At 63.3% G+C, this 25091-nt stretch carries 7 protein-coding genes, 1 tRNA gene and 2 pseudogenes; 5 read left to right on the forward strand and 5 right to left on the reverse strand.

Going from position 1 to position 25091, the window contains the following annotated elements:
- Window positions 1-52: 52 nt before the first annotated feature.
- Window positions 53-15721, reverse strand: coding sequence for a non-ribosomal peptide synthetase (locus HAP54_RS49235; protein ID WP_224741985.1), 15669 nt, complete (start codon window positions 15719-15721; stop codon window positions 53-55).
- A 1260-nt stretch (window positions 15722-16981) separates the two neighbouring features.
- Window positions 16982-17410: pseudogene (locus HAP54_RS52715) on the reverse strand (formyltransferase family protein); the annotation flags it as partial.
- Between the two features lie 814 nt (window positions 17411-18224).
- Between HAP54_RS52715 and HAP54_RS49245 the strand changes: the two are divergent.
- The 5 genes from HAP54_RS49245 (at window position 18225) to HAP54_RS49265 (ending at window position 22872) form a co-directional block, all read left to right on the forward strand.
- The gene (locus HAP54_RS49245; protein WP_166298316.1) at window positions 18225-19091 is read left to right on the forward strand and encodes a hypothetical protein; all 867 of its coding nucleotides are present in this window, start codon (window positions 18225-18227) and stop codon (window positions 19089-19091) included.
- A 121-nt stretch (window positions 19092-19212) separates the two neighbouring features.
- A complete protein-coding gene (locus tag HAP54_RS49250; protein WP_166298317.1) occupies window positions 19213-20556 on the forward strand; it encodes an IS1380-like element ISBdi2 family transposase in 1344 nt (447 codons plus the stop codon).
- A gap of 361 nt (window positions 20557-20917) precedes the next feature.
- Entirely contained in the window at window positions 20918-22261 is a 1344-nt protein-coding gene (locus tag HAP54_RS49255; RefSeq protein WP_166204320.1) for an IS1380-like element ISBdi2 family transposase, read from the forward strand.
- A gap of 181 nt (window positions 22262-22442) precedes the next feature.
- Window positions 22443-22583, forward strand: a complete 141-nt coding sequence (locus tag HAP54_RS49260) for a hypothetical protein (protein WP_224741464.1) — start codon at window positions 22443-22445, stop codon at window positions 22581-22583.
- Between the two features lie 214 nt (window positions 22584-22797).
- Window positions 22798-22872 (forward strand) — tRNA-Arg (locus HAP54_RS49265).
- A 103-nt stretch (window positions 22873-22975) separates the two neighbouring features.
- Here HAP54_RS49265 and HAP54_RS49270 read toward each other — a convergent pair.
- The 3 genes and pseudogenes from HAP54_RS49270 to HAP54_RS52720 all read right to left on the reverse strand — a co-directional run.
- Window positions 22976-23809 carry a creatininase family protein gene (locus HAP54_RS49270; protein ID WP_029085172.1) on the reverse strand — a complete coding sequence of 278 codons (834 nt, stop codon included), beginning with the start codon at window positions 23807-23809 and terminating at the stop codon, window positions 22976-22978.
- 107 nt (window positions 23810-23916) lie between these two features.
- Window positions 23917-24717, reverse strand: a complete 801-nt coding sequence (locus HAP54_RS49275; protein ID WP_166298318.1) for a hypothetical protein — start codon at window positions 24715-24717, stop codon at window positions 23917-23919.
- A 69-nt stretch (window positions 24718-24786) separates the two neighbouring features.
- Window positions 24787-25029 (reverse strand): annotated as a pseudogene (locus HAP54_RS52720) (DUF3800 domain-containing protein); the annotation flags it as partial.
- Window positions 25030-25091 lie beyond the last annotated feature (62 nt).

The following is a 25091-nucleotide window of genomic DNA, read 5'->3' on the forward strand; positions in this document are numbered from 1 at the left end:
TAAGAACAGTAGGTACTAGCCAAAAATGGTCCAGTTTGCCGGCCTCAGATCATCACGTCGGTGAGCTATTTAAGGCTCTTGATAACGAGCGTGCCAGGACTTTGCGGTTTTCTGGAGTGTTCATCATCGTCGCGTGATTGCCTGGAATCGGTGTGGTATCAATGGCCGCTGCACTCAAAACCCTGTCCCAGCCTCGCATCGGCGAGCTCATCTCTGGAGCTATTGAGCTCTTGTCTATTCGTGCGCGACAACTTACGGAAGAATCCGTCGCGTAAAACTGATGTACCTCAATTGGCAGCGACGGAGCCCGATATAGCTGCAGCGCCCTTTGAAACTGCTCAATTCTCTCGTACATCAAAGCATCATTGTGATCCGGAGGTATAGCTCCTATTTGATGAGCCTTCTCAAGTAGTTGAGCAATTGAACTGTGCCGTGCAAAGCGCTTTAATAGTTTAAAGTGCTCGTCCTCAAGGGGTTCAAGAGTTTCTAGCACCACTTCGCATACCATCTGGGTGGGCGTCATGCCGGCTGGCTTTGCGGGTAGCGTAACATCAATGAACGCCATAAATGAGACAGTTTCATTGAGGCTCAGTAACTGCTCGGCTATGGCGTAAGCCAATATTCCGCCTGATGAGTATCCAGCAAATCGATATGGACCCCGGGACCGTATCTCCCTGATCGCCGGAATAACTTGCGAGGCTATCGCTTCAAGAGCTGGTGAACAAACTTCACTGAAAGAAGGCCACGGTAGACCATAGATTGGACAGTCCGCGTCCATTTCCTCCACCAAGTTGAGGATATAGGAACAATCTCCTAAGCCTGTGGGAACCAAGAACAGCGGCGGCTGCGATCCGGTTGCGCGAACACAAATCACTCCCGGACTACTGGGCTGTGGCTCCAAATGAACCTTCAATGCAAGTTCCTTCAGAACAGGAGCTTGGAAGAGATCGGCGGCGGTAAACTTGAACCCTGCATCGAGCGCTCGACTGAGAAGCCGCACCGCTAGCAGTGAGTGCCCGCCCAGTTCGAAGAAGTCGTCGTGGCGTCCGACCCGCTCAACACCGAGCAGCTCGGCCCAGATCTGTGCCAGCGCGGGCTCGATCTCGCCTTGCGGCGCCTCATAGGCGGCGCGCGCATACGCCTCATCGTCCGGCGCAGCCAGCGCCTTGCGGTCCAGCTTGCCGTTCACCGTCAGCGGCAGCGCCGCCAGCCGCACGAACGCCGATGGCACCATGTACTCCGGCAGGTGCGCACTTATGTGCGCGCGCAAGGCGCCGGCAAGCTCGCTTCCCTCCAGCCCGTTCGAAGCTGCTTCCGGCGCGCACACCACATAGGCGACAAGACGCTGCTCGCCGCCGGGGCTCTCGTGCGCCACCACCACCGCCTCGCGCACGAACGGGTGCTCGCAAAGCCGCGCCGCGATCTCGCCCGGCTCGATCCGGAAGCCGCGGATCTTCACCTGGTCGTCGTTGCGGCCCAAAAACTCCAGATTGCCGTCCGGTAGGTAGCGCGCCAGATCGCCGGTGCGGTACAGCCGGTCGCCGTCCACAAAGGGACTGGCGATGAACCGCTCCGCGGTCAGCTCGGGCCGGTTCAGGTAGCCGCGCGCCACCCCCGCCCCGCCAATGCAGAGCTCCCCGACCGCGCCAAACGGCACCGGCCCGCCATGATCATCCAGCAGATACACCCGCGTGTTCGCAATCGGGCGGCCAATCGGGACAATGGCCCCATCAAACCCATCGGGGCAACTCCAGGTCGCCGCACAAACTGTTGCTTCGGTAGGTCCATAAGCATTGATAATGGATGCTGGAGCTAGACTCCGGATCAGTTCTGCCTTCGGCAGCTCTCCAGCAAGAATGAGAACTTGCGATCCCAAGCCTTCCAGCTTCTGGCTTCCCTGAAGCAAGGCTGGAGGCAGCGTCGCGTGCGTGATGGCTTCGCTTCGCAGATAATCCGATAGCTTGTTACTCGATTGACGGAGCTCATCCGCAGGCAAATGCAATGCGGCTCCCGAACCAAACGCCATAACAAGCTCCGAGGCGCTTGCATCAAAACCGAAGGAGGCGAACTGCACCACGCGGCTGTTGCAACAAACGCCAAAAAGCCCGATCTGAGCCAAGCTGAGATTGACCAAGCCGCGATGCTCGACCATGACCCCCTTGGGGGTGCCTGTTGATCCGGAGGTGTAGATCACATAGGCGAGATGGCGCGAGGTCAGGCCGAGCGCACGCGGGTCCGGATCCGACGCCGGCAGATTTGCCCATTCCGGCGTCGCCGCCAGATCCACCACCGTCAGATCGCGTAGCGCATCGTCGCCCAGCGCCGATCGCCCCGCTGCATCGGCCAGCAGCACTCGCGGCGCCGCATCGTCGAGAACCTGCCGCAGCCGCGCCGGCGGATAGGCCGGGTCCAGCGGCAGGTACGCCCCGCCCGCCTTGAGGATCGCCAAAAGCCCGACCACCATCGCCACGCTGCGCGCAACGCAGATCGCCACCGGCTGATCCGGCCTGACCCCGAGCCCGATCAGATGATGCGCCAGCTGGTTGGCATGCGCATTGAGCTCGCCATAGCTTACGCGCTGGTCCTGATAGACCACCGCCACCGCCTCCGGCGCTTTTTGCACCTGCGCCTCAAACAGCTCATGGATGCACTGCTGCTCAGGATACGTCACCGCCGTCCGGTTCAGTTCCTCCAGCAGATATGCGCGCTCGTCGGCTGGCAGCAGCTCAATCCGCCCGACCGCTTGCTGCGCATCGGCAACCATCGCCCGCAGCAGCGCCAGCAGATAACCACGCTGCCGCTCGATGGTCGCGCGATCGAACAGCGCCGTGGCATAACCCAGCGTGCCAGCAATCACCTCACCCTGCTCGCCAAGGCTCAGCTCCAGATCGAACTTGACCTGATCGAAGCCGTCTGCCGCCGCCTCCACCATCAGCCCAGGAAGGTCGAACGTCCCAGCGGCGTTGTTCTGCCAGGCCAGCATCACCTGGAACAACGGCGTGTGATCAAGAGCCCGGGGCGGCTGCACGATCTCCACCACCTGCTCGAACGGCAGGTCCTGGTGCTCCTGCGCTCCCAAGGCCGTGCGCCGCGTCCGCTCCAACAGCTCCGACACGCTCGGCTCGCCCGACAGGTCCAGCCGCAGCGCCAGGGTGTTGACGAAGAAGCCGATCAGCTCTTCGATTTCGCGGCGACCGCGATTAGCGCTCGGCACGCCAATCGCAAGATCGTCCTGTCCCGACAGACACGACAGCACCGCAGCCCACCCCGCCAGCACCGTCATGAACAACGTCGTGCCTTGCTGCAGGCCCAGCCGCTTCAGCTCCCGCGTCAGCTCCGCATCAATAACGATCGGGACCGTCGCCCCCGCAAACGACTGCTGCGCCGGCCGCGGCCGGTCCGTCGGCAGCGCCAGACGGGCCGGCGCGCCAGACAGATTGTTGCGCCAATACTGCGCCTGGCGCTGCAGCCGCGCGCCCGACAGCCACTGCCGTTGCCAGGCGGCATAGTCCGGATACTGGATTGCAAGCGGCGGCAGCGGATCGCCTTCTCCGGCCACGAACGCCCGGTACAGCTGACTGAGTTCATGCGCCAACACGCCCAGCGACCAACCATCCGAGACAATGTGATGCTGCGTCAGCAGCAAGACGTGCTCCTCATCCGAGATCCGGATCAGCCGGCCACGGATCAGCGGGCCACGCGCCAGATCGAACGGCGTGCACGCCTCTTCCCTGCACAGACCCAATAGCGCCTCGTCCGCATCCGGCCTGTCCCGCAGATCGTGCTCCACAACCGGCAGCCCCGCATCCTCCGGCAGCAGCTCCACCCAGGGCTTGCCCTCCGGCGCGACAAACACGCTGCGCAGCGCCTCATGGCGCGCCAACACACGGTCCAGGCTACGCTGCCAGGCGCTGCGGTCGAGCCCACCCTTGAGCCGCCACCCGAGCGGAATGTGATAGTTCGTGCTGCTCTGATCCAGCTGCGCCAAAAACCACAGCCGCTGCTGCGCAAACGACAGCACAAGCGGCGCGTCACGCGACACCGGCGCAATGGCTGGCAGGTCTTGCGCGCCGGAGCGGCTCAACTCATCCATGATACTCGCGGCCAGATCGGCCAGCACCGGTTTGGCAAACAGCGTGGTCAGCGGCAGTGTGAAGCCAATGGCCTGCGAGACCCGGCTCAACAGCTGCACCGCCGCCAGCGAGTGCCCGCCGAGCGCAAAGAAGTGGTCGTGGCGTCCGACCCGCTCAACACCCAGAAGCTCGGCCCAGATCTGTGCCAGCGTGGTCTCGACCTCGCCTTGCGGCGCCTCATAGGCGGCGCGCGCATACGCCTCATCGTCCGGCGCAGCCAGCGCCTTGCGGTCCAGCTTGCCGTTCACCGTCAGCGGCAGCGCCACCAGCCGCACGAACGCCGATGGCACCATGTACTCCGGCAGGTGCGCACTTATGTGCGCGCGCAAGGTGCCGGCAAGGTCGCCGCCATCCTGTCCGTTCGAAGCTGCCTCGGGCGCAGACACCACATAGCCGACAAGGTGCTTGTCGCCGCAGCCATCCTCGCGCGCCACCACCACTGCATCACCCACCGCCGGATGCTCGAGGAGCCGCGCCGCGATCTCGCCCGGCTCGATCCGGAAGCCGCGGATCTTCACCTGCTCGTCGTTGCGGCCCAAAAACTCCAGATTGCCGTCCGGCAGGTAGCGTGCCAGGTCGCCGGTGCGGTACAGCCGGTCGCCCTCGACAAAGGGACTGGCGATGAACCGCTCCGCTGTCAGCTCAGGGCGGTTCAGATAGCCGCGCGCCACCCCCGCCCCGCCAATGTAGAGCTCCCCCACCGCCCCGAACGGCACCGGTGCCCCATGACCATCCAGCAGATACACCCGCGTGTTCGCAATCGGACGGCCAATCGGGACAATGGCGCCATCAAACTCAGCCGGACAACTCCACGCTGTCACGTCGATCGCAGCTTCCGTCGGACCGTACAGATTGTGCAGGGCCGTCCAAGGCAAGAGGCGCCGAACCTTATGCACACTGGCGGCAGGAAGCGCCTCGCCGCTGCATAAAACTCGTCCCAGCGATGTGCAGCGGTCAACACTCTTCGCATCCATAAAGCTGACCAGCATGGATGGCACGAAGTGAACCGTCGTAATTCGCTGGTTGATGATCAAGTCGACCAATGCGTCGGGATCTCTGTGCGCACCGGGCGGCGCCAGCACCAGGGTTGCCCCTTCAAGCAAGGTCCAGAAGAACTCCCAGGCCGAGACATCGAAGCTAAATGGCGTCTTCTGCAACACGACATCAGTTGCGTTGAGACCATAGGCGTTTTGCATCCAGATCAGGCGATTAACGATAGCCCGATGCTCATTCTGTGCCCCCTTGGGCGAACCGGTTGATCCCGAGGTGTAGATTACATAGGCGAGATGGCGCGAGGTCAGGCCGAGCGCACGCGTGTCCGGATCCGACGCCGGCAGATTTGCCCATTCCGGCGTCGCCGCCAGATCCACCACCGTCAGATCGCGTAGCGCATCGTCGCCCAGCGCCGATCGCCCGGTTGCATCGGCCAGCAGCACTCGCGGCGCCGCATCGTCGAGAACCTGCCGCAGCCGCGCCGGCGGATAGGCCGGATCCAGCGGCAGATAGGCGCCCCCCGCCTTGAGGATCGCCAACAGCCCCACCACCATCGCCACGCTGCGCGCAACGCAGATCGCCACCGGCTGATCCGGCCTGACCCCGAGCCCGATCAGATGATGCGCCAGCTGGTTGGCCCGCGCATTGAGCTCGCCATAGCTTACGCGCTGGTCCTGATAGACCACCGCCACCGCATTCGGCGCCTGGCGCACCTGCGCCTCAAACAGCTCATGGATGCACTGCTCCACAGGATACGGCGCCGCCGTCCGGTTCAGCTCCTCCAGCAGATAGGTGCGCTCGTCCGCTGGCAGGATGTCCAGCTCCCGCACTGGCGTGTTCGGCGCCCGCTCCAGCGCCGCTGCCAGCTGCGCGAGCGTCTGCTGCATGTAGCCGCAGATCCGATCCGCCGAGATTGGCTCCCCCCCCTGCGCCGTCAGCCCGAGCGCCTCGCCAAAATCCTCCACCGACAAGGTCAGCGGATAGTTGGTGCGCTCCTCCTCGCCCAGCCATTCCACGCCGGACAGCGCATCATCGGCTGCGGAGGCGGTGACCGCCGCCGGCGTGTTGTGGCGGTAGTTCAACAGCGCGCTGAACAGCGGCGCCGGCGCCGCAACGGCGCTGCAGCGCTGCGCCAGCGCCAGCGAGGCATGCTCGTGCGCCAAGAGCTCGACCAGCCGGGCATGCGTGGTTCGCACGCTCGCCTCGACCGCGGTGCCGTCAAGATCAAGCCGCAGCGGCAGGGTGTTGATGAACAGGCCCATCGCGCGGTCGGCGCCCGCCCCGCCATGCATGCGGCCGAACAGCACCGTGCCGAACACCACCTGCTCGCGGCCGCTGCTGCGCGCCACCACCTGACCCCAGGCCAGATGGCACAGGCTGGCCAGGCTCACCCCCAGCCGCCGCGCCTGGCTGCGCAGCCGCGCGTTCAGCTGCTGCGGCAGCATCCGCTGCGCCTCTCGAACCCCGCCGCCGTCGCCGCGCACCTCGCTCAAGCCGAACGGCGTGCTCGGCTCGTCGATGTCTGCCAGCAGCTCCCGGAAGAACGCTTCATCCGCCTTGGCATCAGCGCCGAGATGCGCCTGCGCCACCAGATTGCGGAACGGCTGTGGCTCGCTCAGCTCGTGCTCGCGTCCCTCCAGCACAGCCTGGACCTCGGCACGCATCACCTCCAGTGTCGTGTGATCCCCGATCAGATGATGCTGCAGCTCCAACAGCAGCCAGCGCCCGCTGCCGGGCTCGCGCGCAATCACAAACCGCAACAAGGGCGCTCGGCCAAGATCGATGCGGTGCTGGCGCGGATCAAACCGATCCTTAAGCTGCGCGGCGCCAGGACCAGCAGACCCGTCCAGCTCGACCTCGCTCACCTCCAGCGATGCGTGGCGCCAAACCACCTGGGCCGGCCGCGACAATCCCTCCCAGACAAACGAGGTACGCAGGATGTCATGTCGATCCACCACCCGCTGGACCGCGGCAAGATAGCGGTCCAACACGCCACGCTCGGCAAACGCCATCTGCGATACCAGCAGGTACGGATCGCCCTTTGTCGCCAACAGATGATGGAACAGGATGCCGTCCTGCAGCGGCGACAAGCCATAAATGTCCTGGATGTTGCCGATCCCGCCGGGTACCGTGGCGATGATCCGATCGATCTCGTCCTGCGCCAGCTCGATGAGCGGCAACATCTCTGGCGTGATCGCCGTACTCTGTTCGGTGATCCGATTGGCCGGGACCGCCACCTCCTGATGACTGCCCAGGCTTGCGGCCTGATCGGCCAGCACCGGCCTGGCGAACAGCGTGCGCACCTCAACCCCCAGCGACCGCCGCCGCAAACGCTCGATCAGTTGCACCGCCAGCAGCGAGTGCCCGCCGAGCGCAAAGAAGTGGTCGTGGCGTCCGACCCGCTCAACACCCAGAAGCTCGGCCCAGATCTGTGCCAGCGTGATCTCGATCTCGCCTTGCGGCGGCTCATAGGCGCGATGCGCATACGCCTCATCGTCCGGCGCAGCCAGCGCCTTGCGGTCCAGCTTGCCGTTCACCGTCAGCGGCAGCGCCGCCAGCCGCACGAACGCCGATGGCACCATGTACTCCGGCAGGTGTGCACTTATGTGGGCGCGCAAGGCGCCGACAAGCTCGCTTCCCTCCAGCCCGTTCGAAGCTGCTTCCGGCGCGCACACCACATAGGCGACAAGACGCTGCTCGCCGCCGGGGCCCTCGTGCGCCACCACCACCGCCTCGCGCACGAACGGGTGCTCGCAAAGCCGCGCCGCGATCTCGCCCGGCTCGATCCGGAAGCCGCGGATCTTCACCTGGTCGTCGTTGCGGCCCAAAAACTCCAGATTGCCGTCCGGTAGGTAGCGCGCCAGATCGCCGGTGCGGTACAGCCGGTCGCCGTCCACAAAGCGACTGGCGATGAACCGCTCCGCGGTCAGCTCGGGCCGGTTCAGGTAGCCGCGCGCCACCCCCGCCCCGCCAATGCAGAGCTCCCCCACCGCCCCGAACGGCACCAGCCCGCCATGATCATCCAGCAGATACACCCGCGTGTTCGCAATCGGGCGGCCAATCGTCTCAACGACAACGTCCCCCCTTCGCACGCAGATCCAGGTTGAGTACGTGGTGGTTTCAGAAGGCGCGTACAGATTACAAATCTTCTGGACCCGACTGCTCGCAAAGATCTTCTCGATCAGTTCCGCCGTCAGCCACTCGCCCGCCAAATTGACGACGCTGGTCGAAGCCGGCACTGCTTTCCTGTCGACCAGAGCGGCGATCGCAGAGGGCACTGTGTTGATCAAAGAGATATCCAAAGACCTCTCGGCCAGCGCCAGCGCATTCTCGACAAGGTAAAGCGTGCTTCCTTGCGAAAGCGGAACGAAGCACTCATAGACGGACAGATCAAAACTGATCGAGGTGGCAAACAGCGTGCGGCTGATCTCTGATGCCGTAAACACGTCGCTGCTCCAATGCAGCAGGTTCACCGTGCTCGCATGCTCAATCATGACCCCCTTGGGGGTGCCTGTTGATCCGGAGGTGTAGATCACATAGGCGAGATGGCGCGAGGTCAGGCCGAGCGCACGCGGGTCCGGATCCGACGCCGGCAGATTTGCCCATTCCGGCGTCGCCGCCAGATCCACCACCGTCAGATCGCGTAGCGCATCGTCGCCCAGCGCCGATCGCCCGGTTGCATCGGCCAGCAGCACTCGCGGCGCCGCATCGTCGAGAACCTGCCGCAGCCGCGCCGGCGGATAGGCCGGATCCAGCGGCAGATAGGCGCCCCCCGCCTTGAGGATCGCCAACAGCCCCACCACCATCGCCACGCTGCGCGCAACGCAGATCGCCACCGGCTGATCCGGCCTGACCCCGAGCCCGATCAGATGATGCGCCAGCTGGTTGGCCCGCGCATTGAGCTCGCCATAGCTTACGCGCTGGTCCTGATAGACCACCGCCACCGCATTCGGCGCCTGGCGCACCTGCGCCTCAAACAGCTCATGGATGCACTGCTCCACAGGATACGGCGCCGCCGTCCGGTTCAGCTCCTCCAGCAGATAGGTGCGCTCGTCCGCTGGCAGGATGTCCAGCTCCCGCACTGGCGTGTTCGGCGCCCGCTCCAGCGCCGCTGCCAGCTGCGCGAGCGTCTGCTGCATGTAGCCGCAGATCCGATCCGCCGAGATTGGCTCCCCCCCCTGCGCCGTCAGCCCGAGCGCCTCGCCAAAATCCTCCACCGACAAGGTCAGCGGATAGTTGGTGCGCTCCTCCTCGCCCAGCCATTCCACGCCGGACAGCGCATCATCGGCTGCGGAGGCGGTGACCGCCGCCGGCGTGTTGTGGCGGTAGTTCAACAGCGCGCTGAACAGCGGCGCCGGCGCCGCAACGGCGCTGCAGCGCTGCGCCAGCGCCAGCGAGGCATGCTCGTGCGCCAAGAGCTCGACCAGCCGGGCATGCGTGGTTCGCACGCTCGCCTCGACCGCGGTGCCGTCAAGATCAAGCCGCAGCGGCAGGGTGTTGATGAACAGGCCCATCGCGCGGTCGGCGCCCGCCCCGCCATGCATGCGGCCGAACAGCACCGTGCCGAACACCACCTGCTCGCGGCCGCTGCTGCGCGCCACCACCTGACCCCAGGCCAGATGGCACAGGCTGGCCAGGCTCACCCCCAGCCGCCGCGCCTGGCTGCGCAGCCGCGCGTTCAGCTGCTGCGGCAGCATCCGCTGCGCCTCTCGAACCCCGCCGCCGTCGCCGCGCACCTCGCTCAAGCCGAACGGCGTGCTCGGCTCGTCGATGTCTGCCAGCAGCTCCCGGAAGAACGCTTCATCCGCCTTGGCATCAGCGCCGAGATGCGCCTGCGCCACCAGATTGCGGAACGGCTGTGGCTCGCTCAGCTCGTGCTCGCGTCCCTCCAGCACAGCCTGGACCTCGGCACGCATCACCTCCAGTGTCGTGTGATCCCCGATCAGATGATGCTGCAGCTCCAACAGCAGCCAGCGCCCGCTGCCGGGCTCGCGCGCAATCACAAACCGCAACAAGGGCGCTCGGCCAAGATCGATGCGGTGCTGGCGCGGATCAAACCGATCCTTAAGCTGCGCGGCGCCAGGACCAGCAGACCCGTCCAGCTCGACCTCGCTCACCTCCAGCGATGCGTGGCGCCAAACCACCTGGGCCGGCCGCGACAATCCCTCCCAGACAAACGAGGTACGCAGGATGTCATGTCGATCCACCACCCGCTGGACCGCGGCAAGATAGCGGTCCAACACGCCACGCTCGGCAAACGCCATCTGCGATACCAGCAGGTACGGATCGCCCTTTGTCGCCAACAGATGATGGAACAGGATGCCGTCCTGCAGCGGCGACAAGCCATAAATGTCCTGGATGTTGCCGATCCCGCCGGGTACCGTGGCGATGATCCGATCGATCTCGTCCTGCGCCAGCTCGATGAGCGGCAACATCTCTGGCGTGATCGCCGTACTCTGTTCGGTGATCCGATTGGCCGGGACCGCCACCTCCTGATGACTGCCCAGGCTTGCGGCCTGATCGGCCAGCACCGGCCTGGCGAACAGCGTGCGCACCTCAACCCCCAGCGACCGCCGCCGCAAACGCTCGATCAGTTGCACCGCCAGCAGCGAGTGCCCGCCGAGCGCAAAGAAGTGGTCGTGGCGTCCGACCCGCTCAACACCCAGAAGCTCGGCCCAGATCTGTGCCAGCGTGATCTCGATCTCGCCTTGCGGCGGCTCATAGGCGCGATGCGCATACGCCTCATCGTCCGGCGCAGCCAGCGCCTTGCGGTCCAGCTTGCCGTTCACCGTCAGCGGCAGCGCCGCCAGCCGCACGAACGCCGATGGCACCATGTACTCCGGCAGGTGTGCACTTATGTGGGCGCGCAAGGCGCCGACAAGCTCGCTTCCCTCCAGCCCGTTCGAAGCTGCTTCCGGCGCGCACACCACATAGGCGACAAGACGCTGCTCGCCGCCGGGGCCCTCGTGCGCCACCACCACCGCCTCGCGCACGAACGGGTGCTCGCAAAGCCGCGCCGCGATCTCGCCCGGCTCGATCCGGAAGCCGCGGATCTTCACCTGGTCGTCGTTGCGGCCCAAAAACTCCAGATTGCCGTCCGGTAGGTAGCGCGCCAGATCGCCGGTGCGGTACAGCCGGTCGCCGTCCACAAAGCGACTGGCGATGAACCGCTCCGCGGTCAGCTCGGGCCGGTTCAGGTAGCCGCGCGCCACCCCCGCCCCGCCAATGCAGAGCTCCCCCACCGCCCCGAACGGCACCAGCCCGCCATGATCATCCAGCAGATACACCCGCGTGTTCGCAATCGGGCGGCCAATCGGGACAATGGCCCCATCAAACCCATCGGGGCAACTCCAGGTCGCCGCACAAACTGTTGCTTCGGTAGGTCCATAAGCATTGATAATGGATGCTGGAGCTAGACTCCGGATCAGTTCTGCCTTCGGCAGCTCTCCAGCAAGAATGAGAACTTGCGATCCCAAGCCTTCCAGCTTCTGGCTTCCCTGAAGCAAGGCTGGAGGCAGCGTCGCGTGCGTGATGGCTTCGCTTCGCAGATAATCCGATAGCTTGTTACTCGCTTGACGGAGCTCATCCGCAGGCAAATGCAATGTGGCTCCCGAACCAAACGCCATAACAAGCTCCCAGGCGCTTGCATCAAAACCGAAGGAGGCGAACTGCACCACGCGGCTGTTGCAACAAACGCCAAAAAGCCCGATCTGAGCCAAGCTGAGATTGACCAAGCCGCGATGCTCGACCATGACCCCCTTGGGGGTGCCTGTTGATCCGGAGGTGTAGATCACATAGGCGAGATGGCGCGAGGTCAGGCCGAGCGCACGCGGGTCCGGATCCGACGCCGGCAGATTTGCCCATTCCGGCGTCGCCGCCAGATCCACCACCGTCAGATCGCGTAGCGCATCGTCGCCCAGCGCCGATCGCCCGGTTGCATCGGCCAGCAGCACTCGCGGCGCCGCATCGTCGAGAACCTGCCGCAGCCGCGCCGGCGGATAGGCCGGATCCAGCGGCAGATAGGCGCCCCCCGCCTTGAGGATCGCCAACAGCCCCACCACCATCGCCACGCTGCGCGCAACGCAGATCGCCACCGGCTGATCCGGCCTGACCCCGAGCCCGATCAGATGATGCGCCAGCTGGTTGGCCCGCGCATTGAGCTCGCCATAGCTTACGCGCTGGTCCTGATAGACCACCGCCACCGCATTCGGCGCCTGGCGCACCTGCGCCTCAAACAGCTCATGGATGCACTGCTCCACAGGATACGGCGCCGCCGTCCGGTTCAGCTCCTCCAGCAGATAGGTGCGCTCGTCCGCTGGCAGGATGTCCAGCTCCCGCACTGGCGTGTTCGGCGCCCGCTCCAGCGCCGCTGCCAGCTGCGCGAGCGTCTGCTGCATGTAGCCGCAGATCCGATCCGCCGAGATTGGCTCCCCCCCCTGCGCCGTCAGCCCGAGCGCCTCGCCAAAATCCTCCACCGACAAGGTCAGCGGATAGTTGGTGCGCTCCTCCTCGCCCAGCCATTCCACGCCGGACAGCGCATCATCGGCTGCGGAGGCGGTGACCGCCGCCGGCGTGTTGTGGCGGTAGTTCAACAGCGCGCTGAACAGCGGCGCCGGCGCCGCAACGGCGCTGCAGCGCTGCGCCAGCGCCAGCGAGGCATGCTCGTGCGCCAAGAGCTCGACCAGCCGGGCATGCGTGGTTCGCACGCTCGCCTCGACCGCGGTGCCGTCAAGATCAAGCCGCAGCGGCAGGGTGTTGATGAACAGGCCCATCGCGCGGTCGGCGCCCGCCCCGCCATGCATGCGGCCGAACAGCACCGTGCCGAACACCACCTGCTCGCGGCCGCTGCTGCGCGCCACCACCTGACCCCAGGCCAGATGGCACAGGCTGGCCAGGCTCACCCCCAGCCGCCGCGCCTGGCTGCGCAGCCGCGCGTTCAGCTGCTGCGGCAGCATCCGCTGCGCCTCTCGAACCCCGCCGCCGTCGCCGCGCACCTCGCTCAAGCCGAACGGCGTGCTCGGCTCGTCGATGTCTGCCAGCAGCTCCCGGAAGAACGCTTCATCCGCCTTGGCATCAGCGCCGAGATGCGCCTGCGCCACCAGATTGCGGAACGGCTGTGGCTCGCTCAGCTCGTGCTCGCGTCCCTCCAGCACAGCCTGGACCTCGGCACGCATCACCTCCAGTGTCGTGTGATCCCCGATCAGATGATGCTGCAGCTCCAACAGCAGCCAGCGCCCGCTGCCGGGCTCGCGCGCAATCACAAACCGCAACAAGGGCGCTCGGCCAAGATCGATGCGGTGCTGGCGCGGATCAAACCGATCCTTAAGCTGCGCGGCGCCAGGACCAGCAGACCCGTCCAGCTCGACCTCGCTCACCTCCAGCGATGCGTGGCGCCAAACCACCTGGGCCGGCCGCGACAATCCCTCCCAGACAAACGAGGTACGCAGGATGTCATGTCGATCCACCACCCGCTGGACCGCGGCAAGATAGCGGTCCAACACGCCACGCTCGGCAAACGCCATCTGCGATACCAGCAGGTACGGATCGCCCTTTGTCGCCAACAGATGATGGAACAGGATGCCGTCCTGCAGCGGCGACAAGCCATAAATGTCCTGGATGTTGCCGATCCCGCCGGGTACCGTGGCGATGATCCGATCGATCTCGTCCTGCGCCAGCTCGATGAGCGGCAACATCTCTGGCGTGATCGCCGTACTCTGTTCGGTGATCCGATTGGCCGGGACCGCCACCTCCTGATGACTGCCCAGGCTTGCGGCCTGATCGGCCAGCACCGGCCTGGCGAACAGCGTGCGCACCTCAACCCCCAGCGACCGCCGCCGCAAACGCTCGATCAGTTGCACCGCCAGCAGCGAGTGCCCGCCGAGCGCAAAGAAGTGGTCGTGGCGTCCGACCCGCTCAACACCCAGAAGCTCGGCCCAGATCTGTGCCAGCGTGATCTCGATCTCGCCTTGCGGCGGCTCATAGGCGCGATGCGCATACGCCTCATCGTCCGGCGCAGCCAGCGCCTTGCGGTCCAGCTTGCCGTTCACCGTCAGCGGCAGCGCCGCCAGCCGCACGAACGCCGATGGCACCATGTACTCCGGCAGGTGTGCACTTATGTGGGCGCGCAAGGCGCCGACAAGCTCGCTTCCCTCCAGCCCGTTCGAAGCTGCTTCCGGCGCGCACACCACATAGGCGACAAGACGCTGCTCGCCGCCGGGGCCCTCGTGCGCCACCACCACCGCCTCGCGCACGAACGGGTGCTCGCAAAGCCGCGCCGCGATCTCGCCCGGCTCGATCCGGAAGCCGCGGATCTTCACCTGGTCGTCGTTGCGGCCCAAAAACTCCAGATTGCCGTCCGGTAGGTAGCGCGCCAGATCGCCGGTGCGGTACAGCCGGTCGCCGTCCACAAAGCGACTGGCGATGAACCGCTCCGCGGTCAGCTCGGGCCGGTTCAGGTAGCCGCGCGCCACCCCCGCCCCGCCGACGTAGAGCTCCCCGACCGCGCCAAACGGAACCGGCGCACCATGACCGTCCAGCAGATAGACCACCGAATTCCGGATTGGTCGTCCCAGTGGCACCCGCTGCTGGCCGTCGAAGCCAGCAGGCACCGGGTAGGAGAGACTGAAGGTGGTGTTCTCGGTCGGGCCGTAGCCATTTGAGATTCGCAGCGTCGGATGTCGCGTCTGACATGCTCTGATGGAACTGGCTGAGACCTCTTCGCCCCCGACCAGCAGTTGCTGCAGCCCACTGGTGCTCCGCCCCTCCCCGACATAGACGTCGAACAACCGCGCAGTCATCCAAGCGATAGTGATGCCTTGGTCTTGGATGATCCGGGCCAGCGTTGCCGTCGAGAGATAGCGTTCAGGATAGAGCACAACACTGGCGCCGTTCGCCAAGGCTCCCCAGACTTCGAACGTGGTCGCATCGAATGTCGGCGAGGAAGCGTTGAGAAAAACGTCCTGCGGCGAGATCTCGACGATATCGTTCTCCGCCACCAGACGCACCACTCCGCGATGCTCGACCATGACCCCCTTGGGGGTGCCTGTTGATCCGGAGGTGTAGATCACATAGGCGAGATGGCGCGAGGTCAGGCCGAGCGCACGCGGGTCCGGATCCGACGCCGGCAGATTTGCCCATTCCGGCGTCGCCGCCAGATCCACCACCGTCAGATCGCGTAGCGCATCGTCGCCCAGCGCCGATCGCCCGGTTGCATCGGCCAGCAGCACTCGCGGCGCCGCATCGTCGAGAACCTGCCGCAGCCGCGCCGGCGGATAGGCCGGATCCAGCGGCAGATAGGCGCCCCCCGCCTTGAGGATCGCCAACAGCCCCACCACCATCGCCACGCTGCGCGCAACGCAGATCGCCACCGGCTGATCCGGCCTGACCCCGAGCCCGATCAGATGATGCGCCAGGCGGTTGGCCCGCGCATTCAGCTCGCCATAGCTTAGCCGCTCCTCCTCATGGACCACCGCCACCGCGTCCGGCGCACGGCGAACCTGTGCCTCGAACAGCTCGTGGATGCACACGTCCGACGGATAGGCCGATGCCGTCCGGTTCAGCTCCTCCAGCAGATACGCGCGCTCAGCGGATGACAAGAGTTCAATCCGCCCCACCGGCTGCCGCGGATCTGCCTTCACAGCACATAGCAAATTTTGCAAATGCTGGGTCATACGGTCGATATGCTTGGGCTCCAAGCGACTTGCATCAAAGTGCCATCGAAAGCTGCCATCTAGAGCGCAAACCTCAAATGTTAACGCCTCACCGGGCAGGGCTGCCTCAGAAGTCGGGCTCGAAGCTAGGTCACCAGTGGCAGACTCGCCACTTACAGTAAGCATAACGCCAACGGGCCAGGGCCGGCGCAATCGTAACGCCTCCATACCGAGCAACGTTGGGCAGCGCGCGATAAGATCTCGCGCGAAGCTATCCTGCTCCTTCAGCTGAGCGAATTCGGCCGCCACCACCGTGCGCGCCTCTGCAAAATCATTGTCGAGATCGATGGTAATTGCCATCGGCACAACAGAAGCGACAAGCACCTCGAGCGCTTTCAAGCCCGCTCGCGATCCACTCGGCGCGGGAGTCCATCCCAATTGAAGCTCTAATTCTCCCGTGATGCGGGCTAGGTAGATCAGCCAAGCCGTTAGCAAGAATTCCGTGCGATTACTGGGAGACAGCTCAGCCAAAGCACCTGGAATTCGCCATGAACTCAACTGCCATTGAGGTGCAGCCAAAGCTACTGAACACGACAAAAAGGAAAGCTGGGATGTTTTGAACTGTTCAAGCCGCCGTCGCCAAAAACTCTCACGAGGCGCCAACATTTCATGCGCGACCGTTATGCTCCGCGCCTCGTCATCGCTCAGAATCGGGAGGCGGTCGCCTACATGGGAATCAGAACGCCTCGCGAGTGCCCGCGCATCCAGAGCCTTACCATCCAAGCTGCTAAGCCAAACATCAACATCCTCTGTCCCTGTCGCCACACGCCAGTGGCTGGGGTGGATCTCAACTAAAGCCCCCGCAGCAAAACCCGAGCGCCGAGCCGTCACCTCCAAGCGCTTGACGACGACAACGTCATCGCCTACGAGAGCCTTGGACAACCCCAATGGATTGGTATGATACGGGCCAAAGTCTAAGGCGCGCGTCATCGCTTCCAGATCTTGTGCGGATCGATCCCATCGCAGACAGCCCGCAGCATCTGGGCGTCGACCTTTCGGGAAAAAGCTTCGGTCCGCTAGCGCTTGCGGACGAGCACTAAGCTCTCCATTTGTTAAGCCAGTTAGAAGCTCGCGGAAGCCATCGATAGCAGCCTCATAACATTTGAGATTCAGCGTCAGCGCAGTATCGCTCGTCGCAATCAACACTTGGCGTTGGACGACCAGCTCACCAGTACCAACACCGTGATCGATACGATGCCACGTGATGCCATGTTCGGTCTCACGGGCAGGAAGCGCCCAAGACGTCGCATGAGTTCCGGCATATCGCGGCAACGGACCGTCGTGGTAATTGAAAGCGCCTCTACGCGCTTTCCCAAACACATCTGCTGGCAATATGAACGGATTGGCAACGGAAAATATCCACTCGACTGGCTCGGCGTTGAGCAGCGCAGATAGCTCTTCAATGCTCGTCACACACAAGATATCGGCGAGAGCGGCCCAATCGCGGAATATGGCGTCGGCACACAGCGCCGCCCGGATCACGTGGCCCATCTCCATCACTAGCTGAGCACATCTAACAGCTAGCGTACCACCACCAACAAAGATGCAAGAGTTAACCGGTGTAGCAAGTTTCATCTGAACTCTTAGACAGGGGTTACGATGAAGGCCGTAACGGATCACCCCGCATTTCAAGCAATCGACATACCAATGACGTACTGCGAGCGTTTCCTGAAGAAATAACGCGCGCCTCGCTCGGAATGCCGCCGTCGGACTTGGGACATCGACGTCCTGAACCAGACACAGCTCAGCACAACAATACGGACGTCATTGGCGACGATCACCGCATGGGCGTCCGCAAAGTCGTCGGAAGATCTGCAACAGCCGCCGTCATCACCGCGCGTACAGCAGAATCTCCTTGGCGCTCACGTTAAGTAACGGACGCGCCAATGACCTTCTGCGAGCTCATTCTGAAGAAAACAATTCGCTTCTCGCCGGGCTGCCAGAATTTTGCCGTCATGCCGTCGGGCTTGGGACATTAACGCCTTGAACCGAACAGAGCTCAACACAACAGCACGCGCCGTCAACAGCGACGACCACTCAAGATCGGGCGCCCGCGCCTTGCCCGGATTGCCTTTGCGAGCCAAAATGCTCGCCGCTGCTTTCTCCAGGTGGTCTGCTCGTCGAGTGAGAGAGGGTCCTGCGGCAGGGATTCCGCTCGATGTTGCAAAGTTCGCCACGCATCGCGTTTTCGCAGATTGGCCGGGGCTCGGCACTAAGTAGCGTTTTCGCTTAATGCCCGCTGACGTCTGTGGCACGGCCCTTGCTCGTGAGGCGACGAATGCGACGAAGAACGGGTCCACGGCGAATGTCGCAACCACAACTGACTCCTGATCTCTCACATCGGCGCATGCTGTTGACCCTTGGGTGCAGCGGCTTGGATGTGACTTGCGTGATCGAGGCACTCAGTCGAGACTGTGTCATTTTGATTCGTAATGTCTCACCGAGCGAGTCGGACGGCCTCGTACATCAAATTGCCGGTGAACTGGGATTGCAAAAAAAGCTAGAGCTGGAGGCCGGCTTTTCCGATTTTCTTGGTCACCGACGGCGGATCAACAAATACTTCATGAGCGTTAATTCCCGAGATGATTATCAGTTTGTCACCCCGCATTCCGAAGGAGATAGAATATCTAATATGCAGTTGTCGTGCTTTTATTGTTTCGAGAATAGTAAAGACGGAGGAGAAACAATCCTATTGAACATCGACGACACAAGTGAGGCATGGGGACTTTTACGAGAAAAAACGACAAAAATATTACCTGGATCAAAGCCATTGTCTCGGGGCATGACCACTCGTGCAAAAGCACTTTATCGTCTGAGCTCGCCGGATGACTATTTGGTACCAGATGACCAAATAGTAGCCGAGGTGAAATCCGAGATCCCGGGCCTTTTGCTGGCGATTGTTATGGCAAGGCCGAAAAGAAGCTTTTCCCTTCTCCTAGGGCGGGATGTGAATGTCCTTTGGGATAACATTGGTAGTGTTGACCAAAGCTGTCTTCACTTTTTCGTTCGGATGTTGCAGGAGCGAGAACTTCTCAAGTTCCCGCCGAACGGTTTTGAGTTGCACCAACTGGACCCCGTTAATGCAGGACGGAGCTGGTGTTCAGGCGCCGATTACGAGAAACTTTTTTGTGACGAGATTATTCTCAAGCTAAAACCAGGGGACCTTGTTATTCTGAACAACCTAACTTGGGCGCATGCGGTGAACAATTGGACATCGGCACCGGGCACTCGAAGGATAGCCGTGGCATTGGCCTAGCCCGTCTTATTCGTCAGAGTGCGCCTGAGAGGCTGGCGAGCGTGGTGTAAAGCGCTGATGCGGCGTAGGATTCGGTTGCAAAGCCACCCCCATCACCTCAACCGCGAACGCCAGGCCCGCCATGACCGACGATACGATTCTGCCCTTCTCGTTTCCAGCCGTTCACGCCAAGAAAGTCACAGCTGCCTTCGATGGCGGTCGGCTGACCTCGAACGGGGGCGTGATGCTTCTGGCGATGGCCGAGCGGCATCTCGGCTTGGCCGACAATTTGGCCCGGGTGTTCCCGGATCGGCGCGATCCGACGCGGGTCGTGCACAGCCTTGTCGATATGTTCCGCGCGCGCATGTTCGCGATCTGCTGCGGCTACGAGGACGCCGACGACCTCGATCATCTGCGGTCCGATCCCGCATTCAAGCTGGCCTGCGGACGGCTGCCGGACACGGGTCGCGATCTGTGTTCCCAACCGACGCTGTCGCGGCTGGAGAATGCTCCGCGCCTGCGCGACGTGATCCGACTGACCTACACTTTGGTCGACGCATGGATGGATAGCTACCCGCGCGAGCCGGCATCCGTCACGCTCGACATCGATGATACCTGCGATGTCGTCCACGGCCATCAGCAGCTCTCGCTGTTCAACGCTCATTATGACGAACGCTGCTTCCTGCCGATCCACGTCTACGACACGGAGAAGAGCCGGCCCGTGGCGGTCGTGCTGCGGCCCGGCAAGACGCCGGGCGGCGTCGAGGTGCGTGCCCATCTGCGCCGCCTGATACGGCATATCCGGACGCGGTGGCACAACACGCGAATCACGTTCCGTGGCGACGGGCACTATGCCCGGCCGGAGGCCATGGCGTGGTGCGAGACCAACGGCATCGACTACATCTTCGGTCTGTCCGGCACCAAGCCGCTCGCCAGAAAAGTCGACGAGGCCGCCGACGACATCCGCACGCGACGCGCCATCGAGAACCTGCCGGTTCTGCGTGGCTATACCGAGACGCGCCACAAGGCCAAGTCCTGGGATCGCGAACGGCGTACCGTCGCCCGTATTGAGGCGACGATGCTCGGCCTCGACATCCGTTTCGTCGTCACCAGCCTCGATGTCGGCTCGGCCGAGTGGATCTACGACAGCCTGTATTGCGCGCGCGGCCAAGCCGAGAATCTGATCAAGCTGCATAAGACACAGCTCGCCTCCGATCGCACCAGCTGCCGTTCGGCGCTCGCCAATCAAGTCCGCCTCGTTCTCCACACCGCCGCTTATTGGCTGATGCTGACCGTGCGCGACGCGATTCCCAAAGCCCGGGAATTGGCCACAGCCGAGTTCGCGACGCTGCGTCTTCGTCTCTTGAAACTCGCTGCCCGTGTGGTCGAGACCACGAGCCGCATTCGCCTTGCGTTTGCCGCGGCCTGTCCCGAAGCCGACCTGATCCGCGGCTTGCCAGGCGCGCTGCTGCCGCTCGGTCCTTGACCGGCGGGGCGTCCGCCCCCCGTTCGCCCAACCTACACCTCAAGCGCGTTGCAAAGTACCGGTCGTCAGGCGGTGAAAAGCCGAAGGCAATCCCGCGCGCCTCGTCAGAGCAGATGTGCGGCCACATCAATCGGACTAAAAAAACGCACTCTCACGAATAGGACGGGCTAGCGTATTGTTGTTAGCGTTGAGATGATATTGGGCGAGCGCGACCAAGTCGGATTCCTTGGCGACATCTAGCCCGTCTTATTCGTCAGAGGGCGCCTGAGAGGCTGGCGAGCGTGGTGTAAAGCGCTAATGCGGCGTAGGATTCGGTTGCAAAGCCAACCCCATCACCTCAACCGCGAACGCCACGCCCGCCATGACCGACGATACGATTCTGCCCTTCTCGTTTCCAGCCGTTCACGCCAAGAAAGTCACAGCTGCCTTCGATGGCGGTCGGCTGACCTCGAACGGGGGCGTGATGCTTCTGGCGATGGCCGAGCGGCGTCTCGGCTTGGCCGACAATCTGGCCCGGGTGTTCCCGGATCGGCGCGATCCGACGCGGGTCGTGCACAGCCTTGTCGATATGTTCCGCGCGCGCATGTTCGCGATCTGCTGCGGCTACGAGGACGCCGACGACCTCGATCATCTGCGGTCCGATCCCGCATTCAAGCTGGCCTGCGGACGGCTGCCGGACACGGGTCGCGATCTGTGTTCCCAACCGACGCTGTCGCGGCTGGAGAATGCTCCGCGCCTGCGCGACGTGATCCGACTGACCTACACTTTGGTCGACGCATGGATGGATAGCTACCCGCGCGAGCCGGCATCCGTCACGCTCGACATCGATGATACCTGCGATGTCGTCCACGGCCATCAGCAGCTCTCGCTGTTCAACGCTCATTATGACGAACGCTGCTTCCTGCCGATCCACGTCTACGACACGGAGAAGAGCCGGCCCGTGGCGGTCGTGCTGCGGCCCGGCAAGACGCCGGGCGGCGTCGAGGTGCGTGCCCATCTGCGCCGCCTGATACGGCATATCCGGACGCGGTGGCACAACACGCGAATCACGTTCCGTGGCGACGGGCACTATGCCCGGCCGGAGGCCATGGCGTGGTGCGAGACCAACGGCATCGACTACATCTTCGGTCTGTCCGGCACCAAGCCGCTCGCCAGAAAACTCGACGAGGCCGCCGACGACATCCGCACGCGACGCGCCATCGAGAACCTGCCGGTTCTGCGTGGCTATACCGAGACGCGCCACAAGGCAAAGTCCTGGGATCGCGAACGACGCACCGTCGCCCGTATTGAGGCGACAATGCTCGGCCTCGACATCCGCTTCGTCGTCACCAGCCTCGATGTCGGCTCGGCCGAGTGGATCTACGACAGCCTGTATTGCGCGCGCGGCCAAGCCGAGAATCTGATCAAGCTGCATAAGACACAGCTCGCCTCCGATCGCACCAGCTGCCGTTCGGCGCTCGCCAATCAAGTCCGCCTCGTTCTCCACACCGCCGCTTATTGGCTGATGCTGACCGTGCGCGACGCGATTCCCAAAGCCCGGGAATTGGCCACAGCCGAGTTCGCGACGCTGCGTCTTCGGCTCTTGAAACTCGCTGCCCGTGTCGTCGAGACCACGAGCCGCATTCGCCTTGCGTTTGCCGCGGCATGTCCCGAAGCCGACCTGATCCGCGGCTTGCCAGGCGCGCTGCTGCCGCTCGGTCCTTGACCGGCGGGGCGTCCGCCCCCCGTTCGCCCAACCTACACCTCAAGCGCGTTGCAAAGTACCGGTCGTCAGGCGGTGAAAAGCCGAAGGCAATCCCGCGCGCCTCGTCAGAGCAGATGTGCGGCCACATCAATCGGACTAAAAAAAGCACTCTCACGAATAGGACGGGCTAGATAATTCGACTGTGGAAGGGCTCTACAAGAAGCACGGACCGCTCGCGCTAATCGGCTCGCGCACGAAGCTGATGCAGCATTGGGCTGATCGGATCGACCACTGGCTCGATCCCAAGAAGGTAATGCCGATAAAGCGCGGCACGCAGGCCTAATGCTCTACGCTTTTCCGCCTAGTTAAACGCCACAACTACACGCGCCGGATCTGACACTTCAGCGCAGATTGACCGCTGCCCTCCGAAGGCATGTGTCAACCCAGTAGGAGCAAAAAAGGAGTTCGAAAGAGGCCCGGAATTCAGAGACTTGCGAGGACGTTGCGCGCCGCTTCACACTCGCAACAAATTCACGTAAGCAGCACGTTAGCAGAATGCACCCGTAGCTCAGTTGGATAGAGCGTCGCCCTCCGAAGGCGTCCCACACGTTCGAATCGTGTCGGGTGCGCCAGCTTTGCCTGTGTTCGGCGAGCGGTCGATGCGGGCTTTCACAAAGAACATTCGCGTGGGCGCGCCCGGAGCAGCACGCATGTGCCGCCGCCTGACCTGCGATGTCACGTTGCTTTGCCCGCCGTGGTCTCTTGCCCCCGGCCTACCCGCCAGACCGGATCCGGGCGAGACCATAGCGCCGTGTTGCGGATTGCTTCGGCCAACGCCTCTGCCTGCACGCCAAGGAAACGCGCGCCCTTTTCGGCCGTGGCGCTCCGCGGGTCCCCCCAGGAGCCTGTGATCGGCGCGCGTTCGGAGAAGGAGTAGAACCGCGAGAACCCTGCCGGCGGCTCTACCGCGGCAGGCGCCTGCTGCATCGCCTCGTCCAGCTTGTGTTCCTTCACAATGTCCCTCGCGATCGCCATCATGACCGAGGTTTCGCCCTCGCAAGCGTGTTTCGGTGCGGTGTCGGATTCGAAGATTGCCGCGATCTTCACGGGTGCCAGGAACCATGGCGTTGTGGCGACGATCGGAAAGTCGTACGCCACCGCCAGTTCGCGCGATGCCACGGCAAGCGGATCGATATTGCCGCCATGGCCGTTGACGATCAGCAAGCGGGCAAAGCCCAATGCGCGAAGAGATCGCACGATGCTTTCTAGGATCGCGCGATAAGCGGCATAGTCCACGCTGATCGTGCCACCGAAAGGCAAATGATGCTCGCTCAAACCCAACCACAGGCCGGGCAACACGGCGACCGGTACCGGATCTGGACCCGCGGCCACCAGCCGCGCGGCCGCAATCGCGGCGGCACTGGCGCTGGCCGTATCGGTAATCACAGGCAAATGCGGGCCATGCTGCTCCAGCGAGCCGGCGGGCAAGATCGCCAGAGCGCCTTCGCGTGCGGCGATCGCGCGTAGGTCCGGAGCGGTCATACGCGCCCATTCGACTTCAATGCTCATAGCGATCTCCCGAAAGGATCTGGATGGAGGGGGTCATCATGCGATCGGAGAAGAAATATCATGGCGAGCTTCGAGATCGGCACAGCAGCTCAGCATAGTGCCCATCTTCATCTGCTATGGCGCGCCAACAGCAATGAGCCGCGATCTCTATTGTCTGCTGGCAACCAAAAACGAAGCTTGTCACAGACCCTCGAAGCCTCGGATAACGCAAGCCAAGATCCGCAGCTTAGCTTGCCGCCGATGCGGGCAATTGGACAGTGCAGTCGCTCCCCTGAGGCGCCATCCTCTCTATTGCACACACAGCTCTCGCTGGCGAGGCGACGATGGATCTCGTCCGATACTGCGGGACGCGGCCGGTGCCGCAGGTCGGGTGCTGGAAACAGGCGATCGCGCGCAGCTTCCTCCCAGATCTCGGTCAGCACTGGCAGATAGAATGACAATGCCTCGACGGCCGTGTCGTTGAACGTGAACTTGTCGACAAGCTGTTCGGCAATGCGTTCGGCGCCCCATATCCTCAAGGAGCGGCCTTGCATCTCGGGCTTCGCTAGCGCCGCTTTGAGGAACTCATCCACAATCTGCGGGCGTTCGGGCTGTGCGGCGATGAGGAGCACCAGTTTTGCATTCGGACGATGAGACAAGGCATGGGCGAGATCCTGCTCGGCCTTGGGCATCCCCCTCGTGAAATAGTCGTCGTGCGCGGAATATTCCGCGACTATCGCGCCATCTGCGCTGCTGCTATCGAGCACGCGCCTGATCGGAAAACCGAGCGCGTTCAAGCCACTGTGCTCGAGCGGCGTCGAGAGCAAATGGTCAAGGAAAAGCTCCCCAAAGCGCTCGAAATCAGGGCCGATTACGCCGATAGGCGCGATAAGGCGCTGGATCAGGAGCTTTCGGGTCTGTGGGTTCATAGCCAAATATCATAAGGCCTCCATCTGCCCTAGGAAATGGGTATCCCGTCGGGCATCATCGAGCTCGCGTCACACCGCTTGCGGGAGACTTGGCAAGGGCCCGGTCACTTCGTGTAGTCGGCCATCCAGATCACCGAGAAATTCCATAATTGCCTTGTCGAACAGGTCGTAATGCTCGGGATCGGTAGCGGTTATCCCGTCGCGCCGGCGCAGGAAGCGCCCGATGGCGTAGGCGACGACATCGGCAATCTGGAGGCCCAGTATGTGCGCGGAGTTAGAGAAATGGCACCGCCGCCAATCAGCGTGGCGCTGCCTTCGAACTTGACCAAGCTCGGCCCAGGCGTGGTTTTGTCTCGATCGATAAGTAGTCGCCC

The sequence above is a fragment of the Bradyrhizobium sp. 2S1 genome, assembly GCF_011516625.5.
Lineage (GTDB): Bacteria > Pseudomonadota > Alphaproteobacteria > Rhizobiales > Xanthobacteraceae > Bradyrhizobium > Bradyrhizobium septentrionale.